Genomic DNA, 22,698 nt, shown 5'->3' with positions numbered 1-22,698 from the left:
GAGTCGTCGTTACGGCGTGAGGGGGACGGCCGTGCCGACCGCCCCCCTTCTGGTCTTCCCTCAGATCCCGTCCGGGTCCGCCCGGTTGAGGGCCGGCTTCGGGGTCGGGCCGGCCGTCATCAGGTAGTCGGCCGCGGAGGTGTCCGTCACCAGGCTGGTGACGAGCCCGGACCGCAGCACCGCGTCGATCGCGGCGGCCTTGCGCTGCCCGCCCGCGATCGCGACGACCTCGGGGATACGGCGGAGCTGGTCGGCCTTGACCGTGATGCACCGCTCGCCCAGGTCGCGCCCGACCCGGCGGCCCTCGGCGTCGAAGAGGTGCGCGGACATCTCGGCGGCGACGCCGAGCGAGGCGTAGTGGGCCCGCTCCTCGTCGCTGAGCATGTCGTGCACCGTCGAGATGCCGGGCTCCCAGGAGCCGATGGAGACACAGGCGACCGTGACCTTGTCGAAGTACTCGAAGGCCCGGGCGATCCCGGTCTGGTTGCGCAGCGCGGCCGCGGTGGCCGCGTCCGGCAGCAGCATCGGCGCGTAGATGGGGTGCGCGTCGCCGCCGGAGACCTGGGCGGCGCGGCGGACGGCCTCGACCGAGCCGCGTTCGGCGGTGCCGGCGTCGTACACGCCGGTCAGCTGCACCACCGTGCACGGCGGCAGCCGGTCCAGCGCCGCCGCCATGTGGATGGTGGAGCGGCCCCAGGCCAGGCCCAGGACGTCCCCTTCGTTCACGAGCTCGCCGAGCAGGTCGGCGGCCACTTCTCCCAGGTTCTCGGGGTCGGGCGAGTCCTCGGCCTCGGCCGGGGACTCGACCACCACGGCGTGCCTGAGGCCGTACCGGGCGCGGAGCGCGTCGGAGCGCTCCGCGTCCAGCTCGGCCGGCACGCGGATCTCGATCCGTACGAGATCCCGTTCGAGAGCGGTCTCCAGGACCCGGGCCACCTTGAAGCGGCTGACGCCGAACTCCTCCGCGATCTGGATCTTGGACTTGCCCTCGAGGTAGAAGCGGCGGGCCATGGCCGCCGCCTGCACCAGCTCTGCGGGTCCCATCCGCATGGCTGACCGGCCCGCCGACATACCCGACACGGCGATCTCCTCACTGCTGTTCACACTCTGGATACGCCGTTCATCCTTGCAGATCCGGCGCACTTGATCAGCCCTGATGAGAGCCGTTCACGTACCTGTGGCCCCGTGGCCGCGTGGGCCGCGTATTCCGTGGGCTACGTATGCCGTCCGCCCCCTGTTCAGAAGGCGGGCGGTTCAGTGGGCGCAGGCCCAGCTCGCCTGCGCGGTCGTCGCCTCCGCCTGGGCGCGCAGGGCGCGGACCGCCTCGGCGGGGTCCTCGGCGCCGTAGACGGCGGAACCGGCGACGAACACGTCCGCGCCGGCCTCCGCGCACCGCTCGATCGTCGAGGCCGAGACACCGCCGTCGACCTGGAGCCACAGCTGGAGGCCGTGCTTGCTGATCAACTCGCGGGTGCGGCGGATCTTCGGGAGCATGATGTCGAGGAACGCCTGGCCCCCGAAGCCCGGCTCGACCGTCATGATCAGCAGCATGTCGAGTTCGGGCAGCAGGTCCTCGTACGGCTCGATGGGCGTCGCGGGCTTGAGCGCCATGGAGGCGCGGGCGCCCTTGGCGCGGATCTCGCGGGCGAGTCGCACCGGCGCGGCGGCCGCCTCGACATGGAAGGTGACGGACGAGGCACCCGCCTCGACGTACTGCGGGGCCCAGCGATCGGGGGCCTCGATCATCAGATGGCAGTCCAGCGGAGTCTCCGTCGCACGGGCCAGGGACTCTACGACCGGCACACCGAGCGTGAGGTTCGGGACGAAATGGTTGTCCATGACGTCGACATGGAGCCAGTCGGCTCCTTCCACCGACTTCGCCTCGTCCGCGAGGCGGGCGAAATCGGCGGACAGAATGCTGGGGTTGATCTGCACGGCCATGACCCAAGCCTGCCATGCCCTCCAGGGGTTAGCCGCACCGGTCCCGGATGGATACCGTCGTACGAACGGTGCGGGCCGTCGGTGGCCGGTCGCACCCGCGCGGCGCGGCCGCGCGGGTCGGAGCCCCGCGCCCGTGGAGCGCTGTCGCGGGGGTGGGTATGAACGGGCACCGAGGGATCGCGCATCTCGTCTGCGGCCGGCGTGCCAAGTGGCTGGTGCTGGCCCTGTGGCTCGTCGTGCTGTTCCTGGTGGCGCCCTTCGCCTCGAAGCTGACCGACGCCCAGGACAACGACGCGGCCTCCTGGCTGCCGGGCTCGGCCGAGTCCACGCAGGTCCTGGAGATCTCCAAGGACTTCCGGCCGGAACAGATCCCGGCGGTCGTCGTCTACGCCCGTGACGGCGGCCTGACGGCCCAGGACCGCGCGCAGATCACCGCGGACGCGGGTCGGCTCAAGCAGCTCACGGACCACGGCATCCGGGGCGCCGAGACCCGCGGCCCGGTCTACGACCGCCAGGCGGACCCGCGCGCCGCGCAGATCTACGTGCCGATCACCATGGACGAGAAGGGCTGGGAGCGGATCGCCCCGGCCGTCGACTCGATCCGGGACGTCACCGGCAAGGGCGGGGCCGGTCTGGCCGTGCACATCACCGGGCCGGGCGGCACGTCCGCCGACTTCTCCGAGGCGTTCGAGGGCATCGACTCGACGCTGCTGCTGTCGGCGATGGCCGTCGTCATCGTCATGCTCCTGATCACATACCGCAGTCCCACCCTGCTGCTGGTCCCCCTGCTCGGCGTGGTGGCCGCCCTGTTCACGGCCCAGGCCCTGATCTACTTCCTGGCCGAGCACGGGGGCCTGACGGTGAACGGACAGAGCGCCGGCATCCTCACGGTCCTGGTGTTCGGGGCGGGAACCGACTACGCCCTGCTGCTCGTGGCCCGTTACCGGGAGGAGCTGCGCCGTCACGAGGACCGCCACGAGGCGATGGCGCTGGCCCTGCACCGGGCGGGCCCGGCGGTGCTGGCCTCGGGCGCCACGGTGGTCCTGAGCATGCTCGTGCTGATGGCCGCCGAGATGAACTCCACCGCCGGTCTGGGTCCGGTGGCGGCCATCGGCGTGGCGGTGGCCCTGCTCGCGATGATGACCCTCTTCCCCGCCCTGCTGGTGATCTGCGGCCGCTGGATCTTCTGGCCGGTCATCCCGCACTTCGGCACGCCGGATCCGACGGAGCGCGGTGTCTGGGCCCGCACGGGCCGCGGCATCGCCCGCAACCCGCGCATGATCTGGGCGGTGACCGCGCTCGTCCTGGCCGTCTGCTCCCTGGGCCTGATCCAGCTGCGCGCCGAGGGCATCAGCAACGCGGACGCCTTCACCGGCAAACCCGACTCGATCACCGGCCAGCAGGTGTCCGAGGAGTACTTCCCGGCGGGCAGCGGCGACCCGCTGGTCATCGTGTCCGACCAGGCCCAGGCCCGGCAGGTGGGCCAGGTGGTGGCCGCCACCGAGGGCGTCGTGCCGACCTCGCTCGGCCTCCCCCAGGGCACGAAACCCCTCTACGACGGCAAGGTGCTGTTCGAGGCCACCATGGCCGCCCCGGCGGACAGCGAGGCCGCCAAACAGACCGTGGAGCGGGTCCGGGACGCCGTGCACGCGGTGCCCGACGCCGACGCCAAGGTCGGCGGCGGCACGGCGGCCCTGCTGGACATGGACAGGGCGACCACGCACGACAACCTGCTGATCATCCCGCTGGTCCTGGCCGTCGTCCTGCTGATCCTCGGCGCCCTGCTGCGCGCCGTCGTCGCCCCGCTGCTGCTGGTCGGGACGGTGATCCTGTCCTTCGCGTCGGCCCTGGGCATCAGCGCGCTGGCCTTCCGCCACCTGTTCGACTACGCGGGCGAGTCGACGGACTTCCCCCTGTTCGTCTTCGTGTTCCTGGTGGCCCTGGGCATCGACTACAACATCTTCCTGACCACCCGTATCCGCGAGGAGGCGGCCCGCCAGGGCACCCGGAAGGGCGTGGTGACGGGACTCGCCACGACGGGCTCGGTCATCACCTCGGCCGGCCTGGTGCTGGCGGGCACTTTCGCCGCCCTCGGCACGCTCCCCATGGTCGCCTTCGCCGAGATCGGCTTCGCGGTCGCGCTGGGCGTCCTGCTGGACACCTTCGTCGTCCGGTCGGTGCTGGTCCCGGCACTGTTCCTGGACGTGGGTCCGAAGGTGTGGTGGCCGCACCGGCTGGCCCGGGACGACGGGCGGGCGCCGGCCCCGAGCGCACCGGAGCCGGTCACCCGGTCCGGCGGATGAGCGCCAGGTACATGGCGTCGGTGCCGTGCAGATGCGGCCACAGCTGGACGTCGGGACCGTCGCCGAGCGCCGGCACCCCCGGCAGCAGCGGCCGCGCGTCGAACAGCTCGGCCTGCGGGAACTGCTTGAGCACGTCGGCTACGACCGCCCGGGTCTCCGCGAGATGCGGTGAGCAGGTGGCGTAGCCGACGACGCCCCCGACCCGCACGGACTCCAGGGCGGTGCGCAGCAACCCGCGCTGCAGGGGCGCGAACCCGTCGAGGTCCTCCGGGCGGCGCCGCCAGCGCGCCTCGGGCCGGCGCCGCAGCGCACCGAGCCCGGTGCAGGGCACGTCCATCAGCACACGGTCGAAGGAGCCGGGCCGCCACGGCGGTCGCGTCCCGTCGGCGGCGATGACCTGGTAGGGCCCAGGGTTGCCGTGCAGGGCCTTCGCCACCAGCCCGGCGCGGTGCGGCTGCTTCTCGGAGGCGAGCAGGGTGGCCCCGCGTTCGGCGGCGAGGGCGGCGAGCAGCGCGGCCTTGCCGCCGGGGCCGGCGCACCCGTCGAGCCACTTCTCGTCCGGTCCGTCCAGCGGCGCGGCGGCGAGGGCGAGCGCGACGAGCTGGCTCCCCTCGTCCTGCACCCCGGCCCGTCCCTCCCGCACGGCGTCGACGGCGCCGGGCTCCCCGCCCTCGGTGAGCCGCACGGCGTAGGGCGACCAGCGCCCGGGCACCGCGGCCTCCTCCCGGAGCAGTTCCTCGGTGGTGGCCCGGCCGGGCCGGGCGACGAGGGTCACCTCGGGCCGCTCGTTGTCGGCTTCGAGCAGGTCCTCGATACCGGCGCGCCCGCCGCCGAGCGAGTCCCACAGCGCGGAGACGACCCAGCGCGGGTGCGAGTGCACCACGGCGAGGTGGTCCTCGGGATCGTCGTCGTACGGCGGCGCGACCTGCTCCAGCCAGCCGTCGAGATCGTGCTGGGCGACCTTCCGCAGCACGGCGTTGACGAACTTGGCCCGCCCGTCCCCGAGCACGACCCGCGCCAGCTCGACCGAGGCGGAGACGGCGGCGTGGGTGGGGATCCGCGTCCCGAGCAGCTGGTGCACGCCGAGGCTCAGCACGTCGAGCACCGGCGGATCGACTTCCCGGAGCGGGCGGTCCACACAGGCGGAGAGCACGGCGTCGTACGTCCCCTGCCGCCGCAGCGTCCCGTACACCAGCTCGGTGGCCAGCGCGGCGTCCCGCCCGTCGAACTTGTCGGGTCCCTCCTTCTCCCGCGCCTTGCGCAGCAGCGGGGGCAGCACCAGGTTGGCGTACGCGTCCCGCTCGTCCACGGCGCGCAGCGCCTCGTAGGCGAGGATGCGGACGGGGTCCTTCTGGGGCCGGCGGTGGGGCTTGGCGGGTCTGCGGGGACGGCGGGACTGCTCGCTCACGAAAAAGGTGCTCCGGATTGCAGGAGGGAAGACGCGTCCAGCGTACGGCGTGGGCGCGGGGCCGGTGCAGGAGCGTTACGCCCCGACCCGCTCACCGTCGCCGATGCGCACACCGCGCGCCCAGTCGGCGGCCCGCATCGGCTTCTTGCCCTGTGCCTGCACCCACAGCAGCTCCACGGCGTACGACCCGGTGCCGGCGTGCACGCTGTTCTTGCCCACGGCCAGCGCGCCCGGCGCGAGGTCGTCACGCCCCGGCACGGGCCGCACCTGGATGAGCTTGAGCCGCTCGCCCCGGAAGGTCGTCCAGGCACCGGGGGCCGGGGTGCAGCCGCGCACGACACGGTCGACGCGCAGTGCCGGGGCGGTCCAGTCGACCAGGGCGTCCTCGACGGTGATCTTGGGAGCGAGGGTGATGCCCTCGGCGGGCTGCGGTACGGCCTTCAGGGTGCCGTCCTCGATCCCGTCCATGGTCGCGGCGAGCAGCCCGGCGCCGGCGAAGGCGAGGCGGGTGAGCAGGTCGCCGCTGGTGTCGGTGGGACGGATCTCCTCGGTGACGGTGCCGTAGACCGGGCCGGAGTCGAGGCCCTCCTCGATCAGGAACGTGGAGGCGCCGGTGATCTCGTCCCCCGCCATGAGGGCGTGCTGGACGGGCGCGGCGCCGCGCCACGCGGGCAGCAGCGAGAAGTGCAGGTTGACCCAGCCGTGGGCGGGAATGTCGAGGGCCGCCTTGGGCAGCAGCGCGCCGTAGGCGACGACGGGGCAGCAGTCCGGCGCGATCTCCTTGAGCCGCTCCAGGAACTCGGGCTCCCGGGGCCGTCCGGGCTTCAGCACCTCGATGCCCGCCTCCTCGGCCCGCTGCGCGACGGGAGAGGCGACCAGCCGGCGCCCTCGCCCGGCCGGCGCGTCGGGCCGCGTCACCACGGCGGCCACCTCATGCCGCCCGGAGGCGATCAGAGCGTCCAGAGCGGGTACGGCGACCTCGGGGGTACCGGCGAAGACGAGCTTCATGAAGGGACGGGCCTCTCGGACGAACGGACGACGGGCAACGCACAAGTTTATGACCACGGATGAGAGGCCGCCGACGGCACGGACCTCCACCGGAGGACGGAGCCGCGCACGTCCCACCGGGGGGCGCCCGCATATGCCCACACGCCCCCACACCGTGACCAGCGGAGCGAACCCGCGTTGGTCAAGAAAAAGTTGACCCTTTCTTCACGCCGGTTCGAGAGGCTTGTTCATGGCCGACCATGCAACCCACGACGCCCAGGCCCGGGCCAGCCTGCACTTGCTGGTGCGGGACATCGAGCGGGTCCGCCGGCAGGTGGACGCGCTGCGCACCCTCACCGCCCAGCTGGGCAACGTCTACCGCCCGCGCCGCTCCGGCCCCTCCACGGGCTTCGTCGTCTACGGACGCGCCCCCGCCCCGACGGTCCGCCTCGCCCAGGAACTCCGGGACAGTGTCGAGACCCTGGTCACCGCGGCGGTGGACTTCGACCGTTCGCTCGGCTTCTCGTGGGACGCGGTGGGCTCCGCGCTCGGCGTCACCAAGCAGGCGGTCCACCGTCGCTACGGCGCCCGCCGTGCCGCCGCCCAGGCGCCCGCGGAGGCGGAACGGACCCCGGAGGCGACCGGCGCCCGCACGGTCGGCGTGAACACGGGCATCCCGACGGTCCCGGCGGTACCCACCGTCCCCGCGGCCCGCTCCATGCCGACCCAGCCGACGGCGGGCAGCCCGGCCCTGCGCGAAGAGGCGAGGCCGACCGCCTTCCCCGGCCCGCGCAACGGCTGACGCCCCCACTCCTGCCCTCTCGGCCCCTCCCGAGAGGGCGTCCGCATGTCCGCCCCAGTGCCGCCCCCTGCCGCGCGCGGACCGCCACGGGCCGGCCCGGCGTACGTCAGCCGACGTCCGCGCCGCCCACGCCGCCCACCGCCCACCGCCCACCCAACCTCACCGACCCCGCGTCCATCAGCCGATGCTCGCCCCACGCAACCCCACCGGCCCCGCGTACACCAGCCGGCATCCGCCCCCACGCCGCCCGCCGCACACCCAACCCCACCGACCCCGCATACGTCAGCCGATGTCCGCCGGGTCGATCCGCACCCGCACGGCCTCTTCCCCGCCTCGGGCCATCCGGGCCGCCTGCGCCGCCTTCAACGCGGCGGCCAGCGCCGCCCCCCTGCCCGGCGGCACCCGGACCAGCGCCCGTTCCCAGTGCTCCCCGGGCGGCGGCGTCCCCGGCCGCCGGGGACGCCCCGGGGGATCGACCGGCAGCGGCACGGGCCCCAGCACCTCGGCCTCCCCCGGCAGCTCCACGGCGCCCAGGAACGCGGCCACCGCCTCCGCGGTCCCCGACACCGCCGCCATCCGCGACACCGGCGGAAAGCCCAGCTCGGCCCGCTCGGCGAGTTCCCGCAGCGCATGCCCCACGGGGTCCCATCGCACCAGCGCCTGCACCGGCCGCAAGGTCGGCTCGGCGACGACGACCACGGTCCCCCCGTCCCCCTGCGGCCGCACCAGCGCCGCTGCCGCGATCCAGCGGCGCAGCGCGTCCTCACCGGCCCGCAGATCGGGGCGCCCCAGCATGGCCCAGCCGTCGAGCAGCAGCGCCGCCGCGTACCCGCCCTCGGCCACCGGCTCGGCCCCCGGCGTGCTGACGACCAGCGCCGGCGCCCCGGGCACCGTGTCCAGCACATGCTCACGCCCGGACGTGCGCACCGGAACGGCGGGAAAGGCCCGTCCCAGCTCCTCGGCGGTCCGCCGCGCGCCCACGATCTGGGCCCGCAGCCGGAAGGACCCGCACTCCGGACAGTGCCAGGCGCTCTCCCCACGCCCGCACCAGCCGCACCACAGCGCCCCGCCGTCCCGCGCCTCCAACGGCCCGGAGCAGTGCCGGCAGCGAGCGGCGGCCCGGCACTGCGCACACGCCATCCGCGGCACGTAACCCCGTCGTGGCACCTGGACGAGCACCGGGCCGTGCCGCAGCCCCTCCCTGGCGGCCTGCCAGGCGAGGGTGGGCAGCCGGGCGGCGCGCGCGGCCTCGTCCCGTGCCAGGTCCTGGTCCCCCACGGTCCGCACCAGCGGCGCGGCCTGCCGCACCTGCTCGCGCGTGGCGATCAGCGGCCGCGCCCACCCGCTCTCCACGAGCTGCGCGCCCTCCACGGTGCAGCTCCAGCCCCCCATCAGGAACCCGCACCCGTCCTGGGCGGCGCGCAGCAGCAGCACCTCGCGCGCATGGGGCTGCGGCGCGTGCAGCTCGCTGTGGCTGTCGTCCCCGTCGTCCCAGAGGGCGACCAGCCCCAGATCCCGTACGGGAGCGAACATCGCGGCCCGTGTGCCGACGACGGCCCGCACGGAGCCGCGGCGCACCGCCAGCCACTCCCGGTACCGCTTCTCGGGCCCGGCGTCGGCGGTGAGCAGCGCATGCCGCCCCTCACCCAGCAGAGCCGTCAGCGCCGCGTCCACCCGAGCGGCGGCCCGTCCGTCCGGTACGACGACCAGCGCGCCGCGTCCCGAGGCGAGCGTCGCGGCGACGGCCCGCGCGAGCTCCTCGCTCCACAGGGGGCCCGGCAGCGCGTTCCACACGGCGCGCGGCGCACCTCCGGACGCCAGCGACTCCAGGAACGCGCCCCCACGCCCGTACCGCGCCCAGGACCCGGGCGCCGGTGCCGGCGGCGGGGGCATCGGCGGGGGTGAGGGCCGCTGTTCGGCCCGCGCGCTGCGCGGCGGCACGGCCAGCTGGAGCACATCGGCCAGACTCCCGGCGTACCGGTCGGCGACGGCCCGCGCGAGCGCCAGCAGCTCCGGACTCAGCACCGGCTCGGGCGACACCACCTGGGCGAGGGCCGCGAGCGGCCCGGAGTAGTCGGACGAGGCGAGCCGCTCGACGAGGAACCCGTCGATGAGCCCTCCGCCCTCGCGCCGCCCCTCCCGCACCCGGCCGCGGCCGGCCCCGAACCGGACCCGCACCCGCACGCCCGGCTGGGCGTCGGCGTCCAGCTCGGCGGGCACCGCGTAGTCGAAGTACCGGTCCAGATGCAGCACGCCCTTGTCGACGAGCACCCGTGCGACCGGCAGCTCCCCCGCCAGCGCGGCGCCCCGCCACGTCCGCGGCTTGGCCCGGGGCGCCTTGGCCTTGCGCACGCTCTCCCGGATCAACGCGAGCTGCTCCGGCGGCGCACCCTCCCCGGTCCCGCCCCCTTGCCCGTACTCGCTGCTCACCCCTGCATTCTTACCCGACGGCACCGACAACAGCCCGCTCGGAGTGGAGCGTCCGGCGGGCGGGGCCCGCGCACACGCCAGGGGCCCGGCTCTCACGGGTGAGAGCCGGGCCCCTGGGTGACGGACGGGGACTACAGGCCGGCGGCCTTGCGCAGCTCCTCCACCCGGTCGGTCCTCTCCCAGGTGAAGTCGGGCAGCTCACGGCCGAAGTGGCCGTACGCGGCGGTCTGGGCGTAGATCGGACGCAGCAGGTCGAGGTCGCGGATGATCGCGGCCGGGCGGAGGTCGAAGACCTCGTCGATGGCCTTCTCGATCTTCTCGGGCTCGACCTTGTGGGTGCCGAAGGTCTCGACGAACAGACCGACCGGCTCGGCCTTGCCGATGGCGTAGGCGACCTGGACCTCGCAGCGCGCGGCCAGGCCCGCGGCGACCACGTTCTTCGCGACCCAGCGCATCGCGTACGCCGCCGAGCGGTCGACCTTGGACGGGTCCTTGCCGGAGAAGGCGCCGCCGCCGTGCCGGGCGAAGCCGCCGTAGGTGTCGATGATGATCTTGCGGCCGGTGAGGCCGGCGTCGCCCATCGGGCCGCCGATCTCGAAACGGCCGGTCGGGTTGACCAGCAGACGGTAGTTCTCGGTGTCGAGCTTGATGCCGTCGTCCAGGAGCGCCTTCAGCTCCGGCTCCACGACGAACTCGCGGATGTCGGGAGCCAGCAGCGAGTCCAGGTCGATGTCGGACGCGTGCTGCGAGGAGACGACGACCGTGTCGAGGCGGACGGCCTTGTCGCCGTCGTACTCGATGGTGACCTGGGTCTTGCCGTCGGGGCGCAGGTAGGGGATGGTCCCGTTCTTGCGGACGTCCGACAGCCGCTTGGAGAGGCGGTGCGCCAGGAAGATCGGCAGCGGCATCAGCGTCGGCGTCTCGTCGGAGGCGTAGCCGAACATCAGGCCCTGGTCGCCGGCGCCCTGCCGGTCCAGCTCGTCCTCGTCGCCCTCGACCCGGGTCTCGTACGCGGTGTCGACGCCCTGCGCGATGTCCGGGGACTGGGCGCCGATGGACACCGAGACACCGCAGGAGGCGCCGTCGAAGCCCTTCTTCGAGGAGTCGTAGCCGATCTCGAGGATCTTGTCCCGCACGAGCTGGGGAATCGGCGCGTAGGCCTTGGTGGTGACCTCGCCGGCCACGTGCACCAGACCGGTCGTGATCAGGGTCTCGACGGCGACGCGGGACGTCGGGTCCTCGCGCAGCAGCGCATCGAGGATGGTGTCGCTGATCTGGTCAGCGATCTTGTCGGGGTGACCCTCGGTCACGGACTCCGAAGTGAACAGGCGACGGGACACAACGCTCCCTGGGGTTGCAGCGGCTGCTGGCTGATCATTGGCGGACGCGACGGGAGCTGCGCCCGGCGTCGTCCTGGAACAGTTTATCGGTCGAGCCCGGCCACCGGCCCACATGTCTCGCCTCTCGGGAGCGCTGTGACCTGCGGCACGGGCATTCTGCCGAATGCCGAGCGCCCTTGGCCAGGGTCGCCACGCCCGAATCGAGCGGCGTTCGAGCGAACGAGGGATGCATCGAACCGTCAGCTCAGGCGCGGCGCCACCAGGTCCCACACGGTTTCGGCCAGGGCTTCCTTGGGTCCGTGCGGCACCGGGGTCTCACTGCCGTCGGCGCCCAGGACGACCGCCTCGTTCTCCTCGGAGCCGAAGGTCCTGCGCTCCCCCACCTCGTTCACCACCAGCAGGTCGCAGCCCTTGCGGCGCAGCTTCGTCCGGCCGTTGGCGAGGACGTCGTCGGTCTCGGCGGCGAAGCCGACGACCACCTGCCCGGGGCGGGCGCGGTCGGCGGAGATCTCCGCGAGGATGTCCGGATTCCGTACGAGGACGATCGGGTCGGGTTCCTGTCCGTCCTTCTTCTTGATCTTCCCGGCGGCGTAGGTCTCCGGGCGGAAGTCGGCCACGGCGGCCGCCATCACGACCGCGTCGGCGTCGGCCGCCGCCTTCAGCACGGCCTCGCGCAGCTGTACGGCCGTCCCGACCTGTACGACGTCGACGCCGGCCGGGTCGGGCAGCCCGGTGTTGGCCGCGATCAGCGTGACGCGGGCGCCCCGGGCGGCGGCGGTGCGGGCGAGGGCGTAGCCCTGCTTGCCGGAGGAGCGGTTGCCGAGGAAGCGGACCGGGTCGAGCGGCTCGCGGGTCCCGCCGGCGCTGACCACGACATGCCTGCCGGTGAGGTCGGGCTCGCGCACGCCCCTGGCCAGGACGCGGCGGCAGATCTCGAAGATCTCGGCGGGATCGGGCAGCCGTCCCTTGCCGGTGTCGACACCGGTGAGGCGGCCGACGGCCGGCTCGATCACCACGGCGCCGCGGCGGCGCAGCGTCGCCACGTTCTCCTGGGTGGCCGGGTGCTCCCACATCTCGGTGTGCATCGCGGGGGCGAAGACGACCGGGCAGCGGGCCGTGAGCAGGGTGTTGGTGAGGAGGTCGTCGGCGAGGCCGTGGGCCGCCTTGGCCAGCATGTCGGCGGTGGCGGGGGCGACGACCACCAGGTCGGCGTGCTGGCCGATGCGGACGTGCGGGACCTCGTGGACGTCGTCCCAGACCTCGGTGGAGACGGGGTGGCCGGAGAGGGCGGACCAGGTGGCGGCGCCGACGAAGTGCAGCGCGGAGGCGGTGGGCACGACCCGTACGTCATGGCCGGACTCCGTGAGCCTTCTCAGCAGCTCACAGGCCTTGTAGGCGGCGATGCCACCGCTGACCCCCAGTACGACCTTGGGCTTGTCCACCGTCTCTCCCCGGACCTCGGAAGCGCGCCGTGGCTCCGGCGCACGACTCCATCACACACCACAGGCCCGGCAGGAGCACTGCCGGGCCTGTGGAAAAGTCAGCTGCAAGCTGAAAGTAGTACTTACTGCGCCGGGCCCTCGACGGCCTCGGACGTCAGCAGACCCGCGTTGATCTCGCGAAGGGCGATCGAGAGCGGCTTCTCGTGGACGTGGGTGTCGACGAGCGGACCGACGTACTCGAGGAGGCCCTCGCCGAGCTGCGAGTAGTACGCGTTGATCTGGCGGGCCCGCTTGGCCGCGTAGATCACGAGGCTGTACTTCGAGTCGGTGGCCTCGAGGAGCTCGTCGATCGGCGGGTTGATGATGCCCTCGGGCGCGGAGATGGAAGAGGACACGCTCTACCTTCCGATGGATGGGAAAAGAATGGTCGTGATCACACGGCTCTGATCACATGGACCGCGATCACACAACATCCATCAAGGCTAGCAGCTCACGCGCCACATCCTCGACGGAGGTGTTGACCAGGGTCACGTCGAACTCCGGCTCGGCCGCGAGTTCGGTCTTCGCGGCGTCCAGCCGGCGCTCGATGACCTCGGGCGGCTCGGTGCCCCGCCCGGTGAGTCTGCGCACCAGCTCCTCCCAGGAGGGGGGAGCCAGGAACACCAGCTGGGCGTCCGACATGGACTCGCGGACCTGCCGGGCACCCTGGAGGTCGATCTCCAGGAGCACGGGCTCACCGGACTCCAGGCGCTCCATCACGGCCCCGCGCGGGGTGCCGTAGCGGTTTCCGGCGAACTCGGCCCACTCCAGCAGCTCACCGTTGGCGATCAGCTTGTCCATCTCGTCGTCGGTGACGAAGAAGTAGTGGACTCCGTGCTGCTCGCCGGGGCGGGGCTTGCGGGTCGTCGCCGACACCGAGAGCCAGACCTCGGGGTGTTCCTTGCGCATATGGGCGACGACCGTGCTCTTGCCGACCCCTGAGGGGCCGGAGAGCACGGTCAGCCGCGGACGTGCGTCCGGGGGTTCGGGGGTCGTCCCCCGGAGTGTTACAGCCATGCAGCGATTATTCCAGCAATCCCGGAGTGCCCGGGACTCCCTTCCCGGCAGTGCCCGGGATCAGGAGCCGGTGCTGCCGAACTCACGCTCCAGGGAGGCGATCTGGTTGGACCCGAGACCGCGTACGCGGCGGCTCTCGGAGATGCCGAGTCGCTCCATGATCTGCTTGGCGCGGACCTTGCCCACGCCCGGAAGGGACTCGAGCAGGGCGGAGACCTTCATCTTGCCGATGACGTCGTTCTCCTGGCCCTGCTTGATGACCTCGTGCAGGGAGGCGCCGGAGTGCTTGAGTCGATTCTTGACCTCGGCCCGCTCCCGGCGAGCCGCGGCGGCCTTTTCGAGCGCGGCTGCGCGCTGTTCGGGGGTAAGGGGCGGAAGAGCCACGCCTACGTCACCTCGGATGTCGAACTGTCGGATACGGACCGGTGAGGAACCTAGTCGCCCCACACCTGGGGAGCCACGAGCAACACGCTCTGCCCGTTTCTCCCCCACTGCTTGAAGAGTGTGGGGGTACCCCCACTGCTCGGAGACTAGCGGCCAACTCCGTCTGAGTCAGCGAGAACAGAGGAAAAGTCCTGGTCAGCCTCCGTCAGGACGGGATATTTCAGACATAGTGCCCCGGATTTGAGGATGTATCCAGCCTCAAATCGCCAGGGAGGCACTCGTCGGAGGTTTGAAAAGTGCCCGGGCCGCCCATCAGGCAGACCCCACCGCCGACCGGATCTCCTCCGCGAAACGGTCCGCGGCGTCACGCAGCGCGACCACGCCGGGACCGTGGCGCAACACTCCCCGGCTGACGTTCGGCACGACGTTGCGCAGCGCCGAGCCGAACACCCCGGGAAGGTCCGCCGGAGTCGCGCCCTGGGCGCCGACGCCGGGGGCGAGGAGCGGGCCGTTGATGTCGAGGTCGTAGGACGACAGATCACCGAGCGTGGCCCCGACGACCGCCCCGAAGGAGCCCAGCGGCTCCTCCCCCGCGTTCTCCAGCGCCAGGTGGGCCAGCATGGTCGCGCCGACGTCACGGCCGTCCGCGCGCACCGCGTGCTGCACCTCGCCGCCCTCGGGGTTGGAGGTCAGCGCCAGCACGAACAGACCCGCGCGGTTCTCCCGGGCGAGCGCGACGGCGGGGCTGAGCGAGCCGTAACCGAGGTACGGCGAGACCGTCAGCGCGTCCGAGAACAGCGGCGCGTCCTTGTGCAGGAAGGACTCCGCGTACGCGGCCATGGTCGAACCGATGTCGCCGCGCTTGGCGTCCATCACCACCAGGGCGCCCGCGGCCCGCGCCTCCTGGACCGACCTCTCCAGGACGGCGACCCCGCGCGAGCCGAACCGCTCGAAGAACGCGCTCTGCGGCTTCAGTACGGCGACCCGGTCGGCCACCGCCTCGACCACCGTGCGGCTGAACCGCTCCAGGCCCGCCACGTCGTCGTTCAGACCCCACTCCAGGAGCAGGGAGGCGTGCGGGTCGATGCCGACGCACAGGGGGCCTCGCTCGTCCATCGCGCGGCGCAGTCGGGCGCCGAAGGCCTCGGTCATGCCGTCTTCCTCACGTCGGCGCCGACCGCGTCGGCGAGGGTGGCGTACGGGCTCGTGCGCAGCCGGGCGGCGAGCCCCTTGTGGATGGCGCGGCCCCAGAAGGGGCCCTCGTAGATGAAGGCGCTGTAGCCCTGCACCAGCGTGGCACCGGCCAGGATGCGCTGCCAGGCGTCCTCGGCGTTCTCGATGCCGCCCACGCCCACGAGGGTGATCCGGTCGCCCACGCGCGCGTAGAGGCGGCGCAGCACCTCCAGGGAGCGCGCCTTGAGGGGCGCCCCGGACAGACCGCCGGTCTCCTTCACCAGCGAGGGATCGGACGCCAGACCGAGGCCCTCGCGCGCGATGGTGGTGTTCGTGGCGATGATCCCGTCCAGGCCGAGCTCCACGGCGAGGTCGGCGACCGCGTCCACGTCCTCGTCGGCGAGGTCCGGGGCGATCTTCACCAGCAGCGGGACACGGCGGTGCGCGACCGTCCGGTCCGCGGCCTCGCGCACGGCGGTCAGCAGCGGCCGCAGCGACTCGGTGGCCTGCAGGTTGCGCAGCCCCGGGGTGTTCGGCGACGACACGTTCACGACCAGGTAGTCGGCGTACGGCGCGAGCCGCTCGGTCGACTTCACGTAGTCCGCGGCCGCCTCCTCCTCCGGTACGACCTTGGTCTTGCCGATGTTGACGCCCACCACGGTCCTGAAGACGGGCGTACGGGAGGCCAGGCGGGCGGCGACGGCCAGCGAGCCCTCGTTGTTGAAGCCCATGCGGTTGATGAGCGCCCGGTCCTTCACGAGCCGGAACAGCCGCTTCCTGGGGTTGCCGGGCTGCGGCTCACCGGTGACCGTGCCGATCTCGACGTGGTCGAAGCCCAGCATCGACATCCCGTCGATCGCGATCGCGTTCTTGTCGAAGCCGGCGGCGAGCCCGAAGGGACCGTGCATGCGCAGCCCGAAGGCCTCGGTGCGCAGCTCCTTGTGGCGGGGCGCGAGCGCGGCGGCGACGAAGGTGCGCAGCACGGGCACGCGGGCGGCGAGGCGGATCCAGCGGAAGGCGAGGTGGTGCGCCTGCTCGGGGTCCATCCGCTGGAAGACCAGACGGAAGAAAAGCTTGTACATGGAAGTGTCCTCATGAAGAGGGGGACACCGTTTCCGGTGTCCCCCTCGTCGGCTGCTAGTCGCGGGCCGCGGTCAGGTGTTCGGCGTGTTCCTGGAGCGAACGGACGCCCACGTCACCGTGGTTGAGGGCGTCGATGCCCTGGACGGCCGCGGCGAGCGCCTGGACCGTCGTCAGGCACGGCACGGACCGCGCCACGGCCGCCGTACGGATCTCGTAGCCGTCGAGGCGGCCGCCGGTGCCGTACGGGGTGTTGACGATGAGGTCGACCTCGCCGTCGTGGATGAGCTGGACGATGGTCTTCTCGCCGTTCGGGCCGGTGCCCTCGGACTGCTTGCGCACGACCGTGGCGTTGATGCCGTTGCGCTTGAGGACCTCGGCGGTGCCGGAGGTGGCCAGCAGTTCGAAGCCGTGGCCGACCAGCTCGCGGGCCGGGAAGATCATCGAGCGCTTGTCGCGGTTGGCGACCGAGATGAAGGCGCGGCCCTTGGTGGGCAGCGGGCCGTAGGCGCCCGCCTGCGACTTGGCGTACGCCGTGCCGAAGACGGAGTCGATGCCCATGACCTCGCCCGTGGAGCGCATCTCCGGGCCGAGGACGGTGTCGACGCCGCGGCCGGAGGTGTCGCGGAAGCGGGTCCACGGCATCACGGCCTCCTTGACGGAGATCGGCGCGTCCAGCGGCAGCTCGCCGCCGTCGCCGGTGGCCGGGAGCAGCCCCTCGGCCCGCAGCTCGGCGATGGTCGCGCCCAGCGAGATCCGGGCGGCGGCCTTCGCCAGCGGCACCGCGGTCGCCTTCGAGGTGAAGGGGACCGTGCGGGACGCGCGCGGGTTGGCCTCCAGGACGTAGAGGATGTCGCCGGCCATCGCGAACTGGATGTTGATCAGTCCGCGCACCCCGACGCCCTTGGCGATCGCCTCGGTGGAGGCCCGCAGGCGCTTGATGTCGAAGCCGCCGAGGGTGATCGGGGGCAGGGCGCACGCCGAGTCGCCGGAGTGGATGCCGGCCTCCTCGATGTGCTCCATGACGCCGCCGAGGTAGAGCTCCGTGCCGTCGTAGAGGGCGTCGACGTCGATCTCGATGGCGTCGTCGAGGAAGCGGTCCACGAGCACCGGCCGGGTGGGGCTGATCTCGGTCGACTCGGCGATGTAGGAGGACAGCCGGGTCTCGTCGTAGACGATCTCCATGCCGCGGCCGCCGAGGACGTACGACGGCCGCACCAGGACCGGGTAGCCGATCTCGTCGGCGATGGCCTTGGCCTCGGCGAAGGTGGTGGCCGTGCCGTGCTTCGGGGCCGGCAGACCCGCCTCGGCGAGCACGCGCCCGAAGGCGCCCCGGTCCTCGGCCGCGTGGATGGCCTCGGGGGAGGTGCCGACGATCGGCACGCCGTTGTCCTTGAGCGCCTGCGCCAGGCCCAGCGGGGTCTGGCCGCCGAGCTGGACGACGACACCGGCGATCGGGCCGGCCTGCGCCTCCGCGTGGACGATCTCCAGCACGTCCTCGAGCGTGAGGGGCTCGAAGTACAGGCGGTCGGAGGTGTCGTAGTCGGTGGAGACGGTCTCCGGGTTGCAGTTGACCATCACGGTCTCGTACCCGGCGTCGGACAGCGCGAAGGAGGCGTGGACGCAGGAGTAGTCGAACTCGATGCCCTGGCCGATGCGGTTGGGACCGGAGCCGAGGATGATCACCGCGGGCTTCTCGCGCGGCGCGACCTCGCTCTCCTCGTCGTACGAGGAGTAGAAGTACGGCGTCTTCGCGGCGAACTCGGCGGCGCAGGTGTCGACCGTCTTGTAGACCGGGCGGACGCCCAGCGCGTGCCGGACCTCGCGCACGACGTCCTCGCGCAGGTCGCGGATCTCACCGATCTGCTGGTCGGAGAAGCCGTGCCGCTTGGCCTCGGCGAGCAGGTCGGCGTCCAGGCGGTCGGCGGCGGCCAGCTCGTCGGCGATCTCCTTGATGAGGAAGAGCTGGTCGACGAACCAGGGGTCGATCTTCGTGAACTCGAAGACCTCCTCGGGCGTGGCGCCCGCGCGGATGGCCTGCATGACGGTGTTGATCCGGCCGTCGGTGGGCCGCACGGCCGCGCGCAGCAGCTCGTCCTTGTCCCCGGGGTCGCCGACGAAGGTGAACTGGCTGCCCTTCTTCTCCAGCGAGCGCAGCGCCTTCTGGAAGGCCTCGGTGAAGTTGCGGCCGATGGCCATGGCCTCGCCGACCGACTTCATGGTGGTCGTGAGGGTGGAGTCGGCGCTCGGGAACTTCTCGAAGGCGAACCGCGGGGCCTTGACGACCACGTAGTCGAGCGTGGGCTCGAAGGAGGCCGGGGTCTCCTGTGTGATGTCGTTCGGGATCTCGTCGAGGGTGTAGCCGACGGCGAGCTTGGCCGCGATCTTGGCGATCGGGAAGCCGGTCGCCTTCGAGGCGAGGGCCGAGGACCGCGACACACGGGGGTTCATCTCGATGACGATGACGCGGCCGTCGGCGGGGTTCACGGCGAACTGGATGTTGCAGCCGCCGGTGTCCACGCCGACCTCGCGGATGACCGCGATGCCGATGTCGCGCAGGATCTGGTACTCGCGGTCGGTCAGGGTCATCGCCGGCGCGACGGTGATCGAGTCGCCGGTGTGGACGCCCATGGGGTCGAAGTTCTCGATGGAGCAGACGACCACGACGTTGTCGTGCTTGTCGCGCATCAGCTCCAGCTCGTACTCCTTCCAGCCGAGGATGGACTCCTCCAGGAGCACCTCGGTGGTCGGGGAGAGCGTGAGGCCCTGGCCCGCGATGCGGCGCAGCTCCTCCTCGTCGTGGGCGAAGCCGGAGCCGGCGCCGCCCATGGTGAAGGACGGGCGGACGACGACCGGGTAGCCGCCGAGCGTGTCCACTCCCGCGAGGACCTCGTCCATGGTGTGGCAGATCACGGACCGGGCGGACTCGCCGTGCCCGATCTTGCGGCGGACCTCCTCCACGACCTCCTTGAACTGGTCGCGGTCCTCGCCCTTGTGGATGGCCTCCACGTTGGCGCCGATCAGCTCGACGCCGTACTTCTCCAGGACGCCGTTCTCGTGCAGCGAGATCGCCGTGTTGAGGGCGGTCTGGCCGCCCAGGGTGGGCAGCAGCGCGTCCGGCCGCTCCTTGGCGATGATCTTCTCGACGAACTCGGGGGTGATCGGCTCGACGTAGGTGGCGTCGGCGATCTCCGGGTCGGTCATGATCGTCGCCGGGTTGGAGTTCACCAGGACGACCCTGAGGCCCTCGGCGCGCAGGATGCGGCACGCCTGGGTGCCGGAGTAGTCGAACTCGGCGGCCTGGCCGATGACGATCGGGCCGGAGCCGATGACCAGGACGGACTGGATATCGGTGCGCTTAGGCACGCTGGCCCTCCATCAGGGATACGAAGCGGTCGAACAGGTAGGCGGCGTCGTGCGGGCCGGCTGCCGCTTCGGGGTGGTACTGGACGGAGAAGGCCGGCTGGTCGAGCAGCCGCAGCCCCTCCACGACGTCGTCGTTCAGGCAGACGTGGGAGACCTCGGCCCGGCCGAACTTGGTCTCGCTCACCTTGTCGAGCGGCGCGTCCACGGCGAAGCCGTGGTTGTGCGCGGTGACCTCGACCTTGCCGGTCGTGCGGTCCTGGACCGGCTGGTTGATGCCCCGGTGGCCGTACTTCAGCTTGTAGGTGCCGAAGCCGAGGGCGCGGCCGAGGATCTGGTTGCCGAAGCAGATGCCGAACAGCGGCGTCCTGCGCTCCAGGACGGCGGTCATCAGCGCGACGGGACCGTCGGCGGTGGCCGGGTCGCCGGGGCCGTTGGAGAAGAAGACCCCGTCGGGCTCGACGGCGTAGACGTCCTCTTCGGTGGCGGTCGCCGGGAGCACGTGCACCTCGATGCCGCGCTCGGCCATGCGGTGCGGGGTCATGCCCTTGATGCCGAGGTCGATCGCGGCGACGGTGAACTTCTTCTCACCGACCGCGGGGACGACGTACGCCTCCTGGGTGGCGACCTCCTCGTAGAGGCTCGCGCCCTTCATGTGCGGCTGGGCCTGCACACGCGCGAGGAGCTCCGGCTCCGGGGCGATGGCCTCGCCGGAGAAGATGCCGGCGCGCATGGAGCCGCCCTCGCGCAGGTGGCGGGTGAGCGCGCGGGTGTCGATGCCGGAGATCCCGACGATGTTCTGGCGGACCAGCTCGTCGTCCAGGGAACGCTTGGCGCGCCAGTTGGACGGCACGCGCGCGGGGTCGCGCACGACGTAGCCGGAGACCCAGATGCGGCTCGACTCGTCGTCCTCGTCGTTCCAGCCGGTGTTGCCGATCTGCGGGGCGGTGGCGACGACGATCTGGCGGTCGTACGACGGGTCGGTCAGGGTCTCCTGGTAGCCGGTCATGCCGGTGGAGAACACCGCCTCGCCGAAGGTCTCCCCCACGGCCCCGTAGGCACGGCCGCGGAAGATCCGGCCGTCCTCCAGGACGAGTACGGCGGGAGCCTTGGTGGCTCCCCTTGTGGAGGTCGTCATCGTGCGCCTTCCGTCGTGTTGTTCTTGATCATGGAGTTGATGGCGTCGACCCACTCGGTGTGCTCGGCCGCCCGGTCGGACCGGAAGCCGGAGTCGATCAGCTTGTCGCCGTGCGCCCAGGTCACCACGAGCAGTCCGCCCTCGGTGAGGACCTTGCCGGCGATGCCCTTGCCGAGCAGGGCCTCACGCAGGGCGCCGGCCGGGATGAAGAAGTCGGTCGCGCCGGGGCGTACGACGTCCAGTCCCGCGTCCGTCAGGGTGAGCTCGACCCGGCTGCGGGTGCCCAGGCCGTGCGCCACGATGCGGTCGAGCCACTGCCCGGCGGTGGTGGAGCCGTGGTAGCGGCCGCTCATGCTCAGTCTCGCCGGGCCGGGGTCGTCCGGCACGGCGGGCAACTCGGGGAGGTCGCCCTGGAGCGTGCCGCGCCACTTCCAGCCCTCGCGCATCAGCCAGTAGACGAGTGCGACGAAGAGTCCGAGGCCGACCACCCAGCCGATCCGCGCGGCCCAGTCGGTCACTTCGGCCGATTGTTTCCCGGCCGCGAGCAGTAGTGCTGCAGATGTCACGTGAGCTTCCCGTCGACGAGCGTGGCCTTGCCCCGGAGCCACGTGTGCGTCACACGGCCCGGCAGCTCACGCCCCTCGTACGGGGTGTTGCGGCTGCGCGAGGCGAAGCCCGCGGGGTCCACGGACCCACGGTATGCCGTGTCGACGAGCGTGAGGTTGGCGGGCTCACCTGCCGAGACGGGACGCCCGTGCCCGGTCGCCCGCCCGATCAGCGCGGGCTTGAAGGACATGCGCTCGGCGACCCCGGCCCAGTCCAGCAGGCCCGTCTCGACCATCGTCTCCTGGACCACCGACAGCGCGGTCTCCAGGCCGACCATGCCCATGGCGGCGGCGGCCCACTCGCAGTCCTTGTCCTCGTGCGGGTGCGGGGCGTGGTCGGTGGCGACGATGTCGATCGTGCCGTCGGCGAGCGCCTCGCGCAGGGCGAGCACGTCACGCTCGGTGCGCAGCGGCGGGTTCACCTTGTAGACCGGGTTGTACGTCCGGACCAGCTCGTCGGTGAGAAGCAGGTGGTGCGGGGTGACCTCGGCGGTGACGTCGATGCCGCGGGACTTGGCCCAGCGGACGATCTCGACGGACCCGGCGGTGGACAGATGGCAGATGTGGACGCGGGAGCCGACGTGCTCGGCGAGCAGGACGTCCCGGGCGATGATCGACTCCTCGGCCACCGCCGGCCAGCCGCCGAGCCCGAGCTCGGCGGAGACGACGCCCTCGTTCATCTGGGCGCCCTCGGTCAGCCGCGGTTCCTGCGCGTGCTGGGCGACGACCCCGCCGAATGCCTTCACGTACTCCAGCGCGCGCCGCATGATCACCGCGTCGTCGACGCACTTGCCGTCGTCGGAGAAGACGGTGACGCCGGCCGCCGACTCGTGCATGGCACCGAGCTCGGCGAGCTTCCTGCCCTCCAGGCCGACGGTGACGGCGCCGATCGGCTGCACGTCGCAGTAGCCGTGCTCCCGGCCCAGTCGCCAGACCTGCTCGACCACGCCGGCGGTGTCCGCGACGGGGAAGGTGTTGGCCATGGCGAACACGGCGGTGTAGCCGCCGGAGGCCGCCGCACGCGTGCCCGTCAGCACGGTCTCGGAGTCCTCGCGGCCCGGCTCCCGCAGATGGGTGTGCAGGTCCACCAGACCCGGCAGCAGCACCTTGCCGGCGGCCTCGACGACCTCGGCGCCCTCGTCCGGCAGCCCGGTCCCGACGGCCGTGACGACCTCACCGTCGATCAGGACGTCCTGCGGCTCGCCGCCGAGCACCTTCGCACCACGGATCAGGATCTTGCTCATCG

General features: G+C 72.2%; 18 protein-coding genes. 2 read left to right on the top strand and 16 right to left on the bottom strand.

Going from position 1 to position 22,698, the window contains the following annotated elements; genetic code table 11:
• Window positions 1-60 precede the first annotated feature (60 nt).
• Window positions 61-1,104: a sugar-binding transcriptional regulator gene (locus ACFY2L_RS31470; RefSeq protein WP_133916351.1), complete on the bottom strand. Its 1,044-nt coding sequence runs from the start codon at window positions 1,102-1,104 to the stop codon at window positions 61-63.
• Between the two features lie 150 nt (window positions 1,105-1,254).
• Window positions 1,255-1,941: a ribulose-phosphate 3-epimerase gene (gene rpe / locus ACFY2L_RS31465; RefSeq protein WP_390662358.1), complete on the bottom strand. Its 687-nt coding sequence runs from the start codon at window positions 1,939-1,941 to the stop codon at window positions 1,255-1,257.
• A gap of 158 nt (window positions 1,942-2,099) precedes the next feature.
• On the opposite strand from rpe, the gene ACFY2L_RS31460 reads away from it, so the two are divergent.
• Entirely contained in the window at window positions 2,100-4,244 is a 2,145-nt protein-coding gene (locus ACFY2L_RS31460; protein WP_390824056.1) for an MMPL family transporter, read from the top strand.
• On the opposite strand, the gene ACFY2L_RS31455 is transcribed toward ACFY2L_RS31460, so the two are convergent.
• Complete coding sequence (locus ACFY2L_RS31455; RefSeq protein WP_390824055.1) at window positions 4,225-5,652, bottom strand: RsmB/NOP family class I SAM-dependent RNA methyltransferase; 1,428 nt, start codon at window positions 5,650-5,652, stop codon at window positions 4,225-4,227. The two genes, ACFY2L_RS31460 and ACFY2L_RS31455, sit on opposite strands and share 20 nt — an antisense overlap.
• Window positions 5,653-5,727: 75 nt before the next feature.
• Complete coding sequence (gene fmt / locus ACFY2L_RS31450) at window positions 5,728-6,660, bottom strand: methionyl-tRNA formyltransferase (RefSeq protein WP_390662355.1); 933 nt, start codon at window positions 6,658-6,660, stop codon at window positions 5,728-5,730.
• Window positions 6,661-6,889: 229 nt separating this feature from the next.
• Between fmt and ACFY2L_RS31445 the strand changes: the two genes are divergently transcribed.
• Window positions 6,890-7,441, top strand: a complete 552-nt coding sequence (locus tag ACFY2L_RS31445) for a hypothetical protein (RefSeq protein ID WP_390662354.1) — start codon at window positions 6,890-6,892, stop codon at window positions 7,439-7,441.
• Between the two features lie 282 nt (window positions 7,442-7,723).
• Here the strand turns inward: ACFY2L_RS31445 and ACFY2L_RS31440 are convergent, their stop codons facing one another.
• From ACFY2L_RS31440 to ACFY2L_RS31385, 12 genes are all read right to left on the bottom strand, one after another.
• Window positions 7,724-9,871, bottom strand: coding sequence for a primosomal protein N' (locus ACFY2L_RS31440; RefSeq protein WP_390824054.1), 2,148 nt, complete (start codon window positions 9,869-9,871; stop codon window positions 7,724-7,726).
• Between the two features lie 131 nt (window positions 9,872-10,002).
• The gene (gene metK / locus ACFY2L_RS31435; protein WP_390662352.1) at window positions 10,003-11,211 is read right to left on the bottom strand and encodes a methionine adenosyltransferase; all 1,209 of its coding nucleotides are present in this window, start codon (window positions 11,209-11,211) and stop codon (window positions 10,003-10,005) included.
• 239 nt (window positions 11,212-11,450) lie between these two features.
• Window positions 11,451-12,653 (bottom strand): bifunctional phosphopantothenoylcysteine decarboxylase/phosphopantothenate--cysteine ligase CoaBC, encoded by a 1,203-nt coding sequence (gene coaBC, locus ACFY2L_RS31430; RefSeq protein WP_390662351.1) that lies wholly within the window; start codon window positions 12,651-12,653, stop codon window positions 11,451-11,453.
• Window positions 12,654-12,775: 122 nt separating this feature from the next.
• Entirely contained in the window at window positions 12,776-13,048 is a 273-nt protein-coding gene (gene rpoZ, locus ACFY2L_RS31425; protein ID WP_003988945.1) for a DNA-directed RNA polymerase subunit omega, read from the bottom strand.
• 67 nt (window positions 13,049-13,115) lie between these two features.
• The gene (gene gmk / locus ACFY2L_RS31420) at window positions 13,116-13,709 is read right to left on the bottom strand and encodes a guanylate kinase (RefSeq protein ID WP_390662350.1); all 594 of its coding nucleotides are present in this window, start codon (window positions 13,707-13,709) and stop codon (window positions 13,116-13,118) included.
• A gap of 60 nt (window positions 13,710-13,769) precedes the next feature.
• On the bottom strand, window positions 13,770-14,093 hold the full coding sequence (locus ACFY2L_RS31415) for an integration host factor (protein WP_003977346.1): 324 nt from the start codon (window positions 14,091-14,093) through the stop codon (window positions 13,770-13,772).
• Window positions 14,094-14,405: 312 nt separating this feature from the next.
• Entirely contained in the window at window positions 14,406-15,245 is an 840-nt protein-coding gene (pyrF, locus tag ACFY2L_RS31410) for an orotidine-5'-phosphate decarboxylase (protein WP_390662349.1), read from the bottom strand.
• Window positions 15,242-16,348, bottom strand: a complete 1,107-nt coding sequence (locus ACFY2L_RS31405; RefSeq protein WP_390662348.1) for a quinone-dependent dihydroorotate dehydrogenase — start codon at window positions 16,346-16,348, stop codon at window positions 15,242-15,244. The genes pyrF and ACFY2L_RS31405 overlap by 4 nt, the downstream gene beginning before the upstream one ends.
• Before the next feature lie 55 nt (window positions 16,349-16,403).
• Window positions 16,404-19,712, bottom strand: a complete 3,309-nt coding sequence (gene carB / locus ACFY2L_RS31400) for a carbamoyl-phosphate synthase large subunit (protein WP_390662347.1) — start codon at window positions 19,710-19,712, stop codon at window positions 16,404-16,406.
• On the bottom strand, window positions 19,705-20,847 hold the full coding sequence (carA, locus tag ACFY2L_RS31395) for a glutamine-hydrolyzing carbamoyl-phosphate synthase small subunit (protein WP_390662346.1): 1,143 nt from the start codon (window positions 20,845-20,847) through the stop codon (window positions 19,705-19,707). The genes carB and carA overlap by 8 nt, the downstream gene beginning before the upstream one ends.
• Window positions 20,844-21,413: a hypothetical protein gene (locus ACFY2L_RS31390; RefSeq protein WP_390824053.1), complete on the bottom strand. Its 570-nt coding sequence runs from the start codon at window positions 21,411-21,413 to the stop codon at window positions 20,844-20,846. Before ACFY2L_RS31390 ends, carA begins: the two co-directional genes overlap by 4 nt.
• The gene (locus ACFY2L_RS31385; RefSeq protein WP_390662344.1) at window positions 21,410-22,696 is read right to left on the bottom strand and encodes a dihydroorotase; all 1,287 of its coding nucleotides are present in this window, start codon (window positions 22,694-22,696) and stop codon (window positions 21,410-21,412) included. Before ACFY2L_RS31385 ends, ACFY2L_RS31390 begins: the two co-directional genes overlap by 4 nt.
• Window positions 22,697-22,698: the final 2 nt, after the last annotated feature.

This window comes from Streptomyces sp. NPDC001381, from assembly GCF_042895685.1.
In the GTDB taxonomy this organism is placed as follows: domain Bacteria; phylum Actinomycetota; class Actinomycetes; order Streptomycetales; family Streptomycetaceae; genus Streptomyces.
The sequence above is the reverse complement of the archived record's forward strand: the minus strand, read 5'-3'. Positions and strand labels throughout refer to the sequence as shown.

Excerpts from the sequence above, each read along its gene's own strand:
- rpe (WP_390662358.1), bottom strand. The coding sequence starts at position 1,941 with ATGGCCGTGCAGATCAACCCCAGCATTCTGTCCGCCGATTTCGCCCGC.
- carA (WP_390662346.1), bottom strand. The coding sequence starts at position 20,847 with ATGACGACCTCCACAAGGGGAGCCACCAAGGCTCCCGCCGTACTCGTC.
- pyrF (WP_390662349.1), bottom strand. The coding sequence starts at position 15,245 with ATGACCGAGGCCTTCGGCGCCCGACTGCGCCGCGCGATGGACGAGCGA.
- ACFY2L_RS31385 (WP_390662344.1), bottom strand. The coding sequence starts at position 22,696 with ATGAGCAAGATCCTGATCCGTGGTGCGAAGGTGCTCGGCGGCGAGCCG.
- fmt (WP_390662355.1), bottom strand. The coding sequence starts at position 6,660 with ATGAAGCTCGTCTTCGCCGGTACCCCCGAGGTCGCCGTACCCGCTCTG.
- ACFY2L_RS31405 (WP_390662348.1), bottom strand. The coding sequence starts at position 16,348 with ATGTACAAGCTTTTCTTCCGTCTGGTCTTCCAGCGGATGGACCCCGAG.
- gmk (WP_390662350.1), bottom strand. The coding sequence starts at position 13,709 with ATGGCTGTAACACTCCGGGGGACGACCCCCGAACCCCCGGACGCACGT.
- ACFY2L_RS31460 (WP_390824056.1), top strand. The coding sequence starts at position 2,100 with ATGAACGGGCACCGAGGGATCGCGCATCTCGTCTGCGGCCGGCGTGCC.
- ACFY2L_RS31445 (WP_390662354.1), top strand. The coding sequence starts at position 6,890 with ATGGCCGACCATGCAACCCACGACGCCCAGGCCCGGGCCAGCCTGCAC.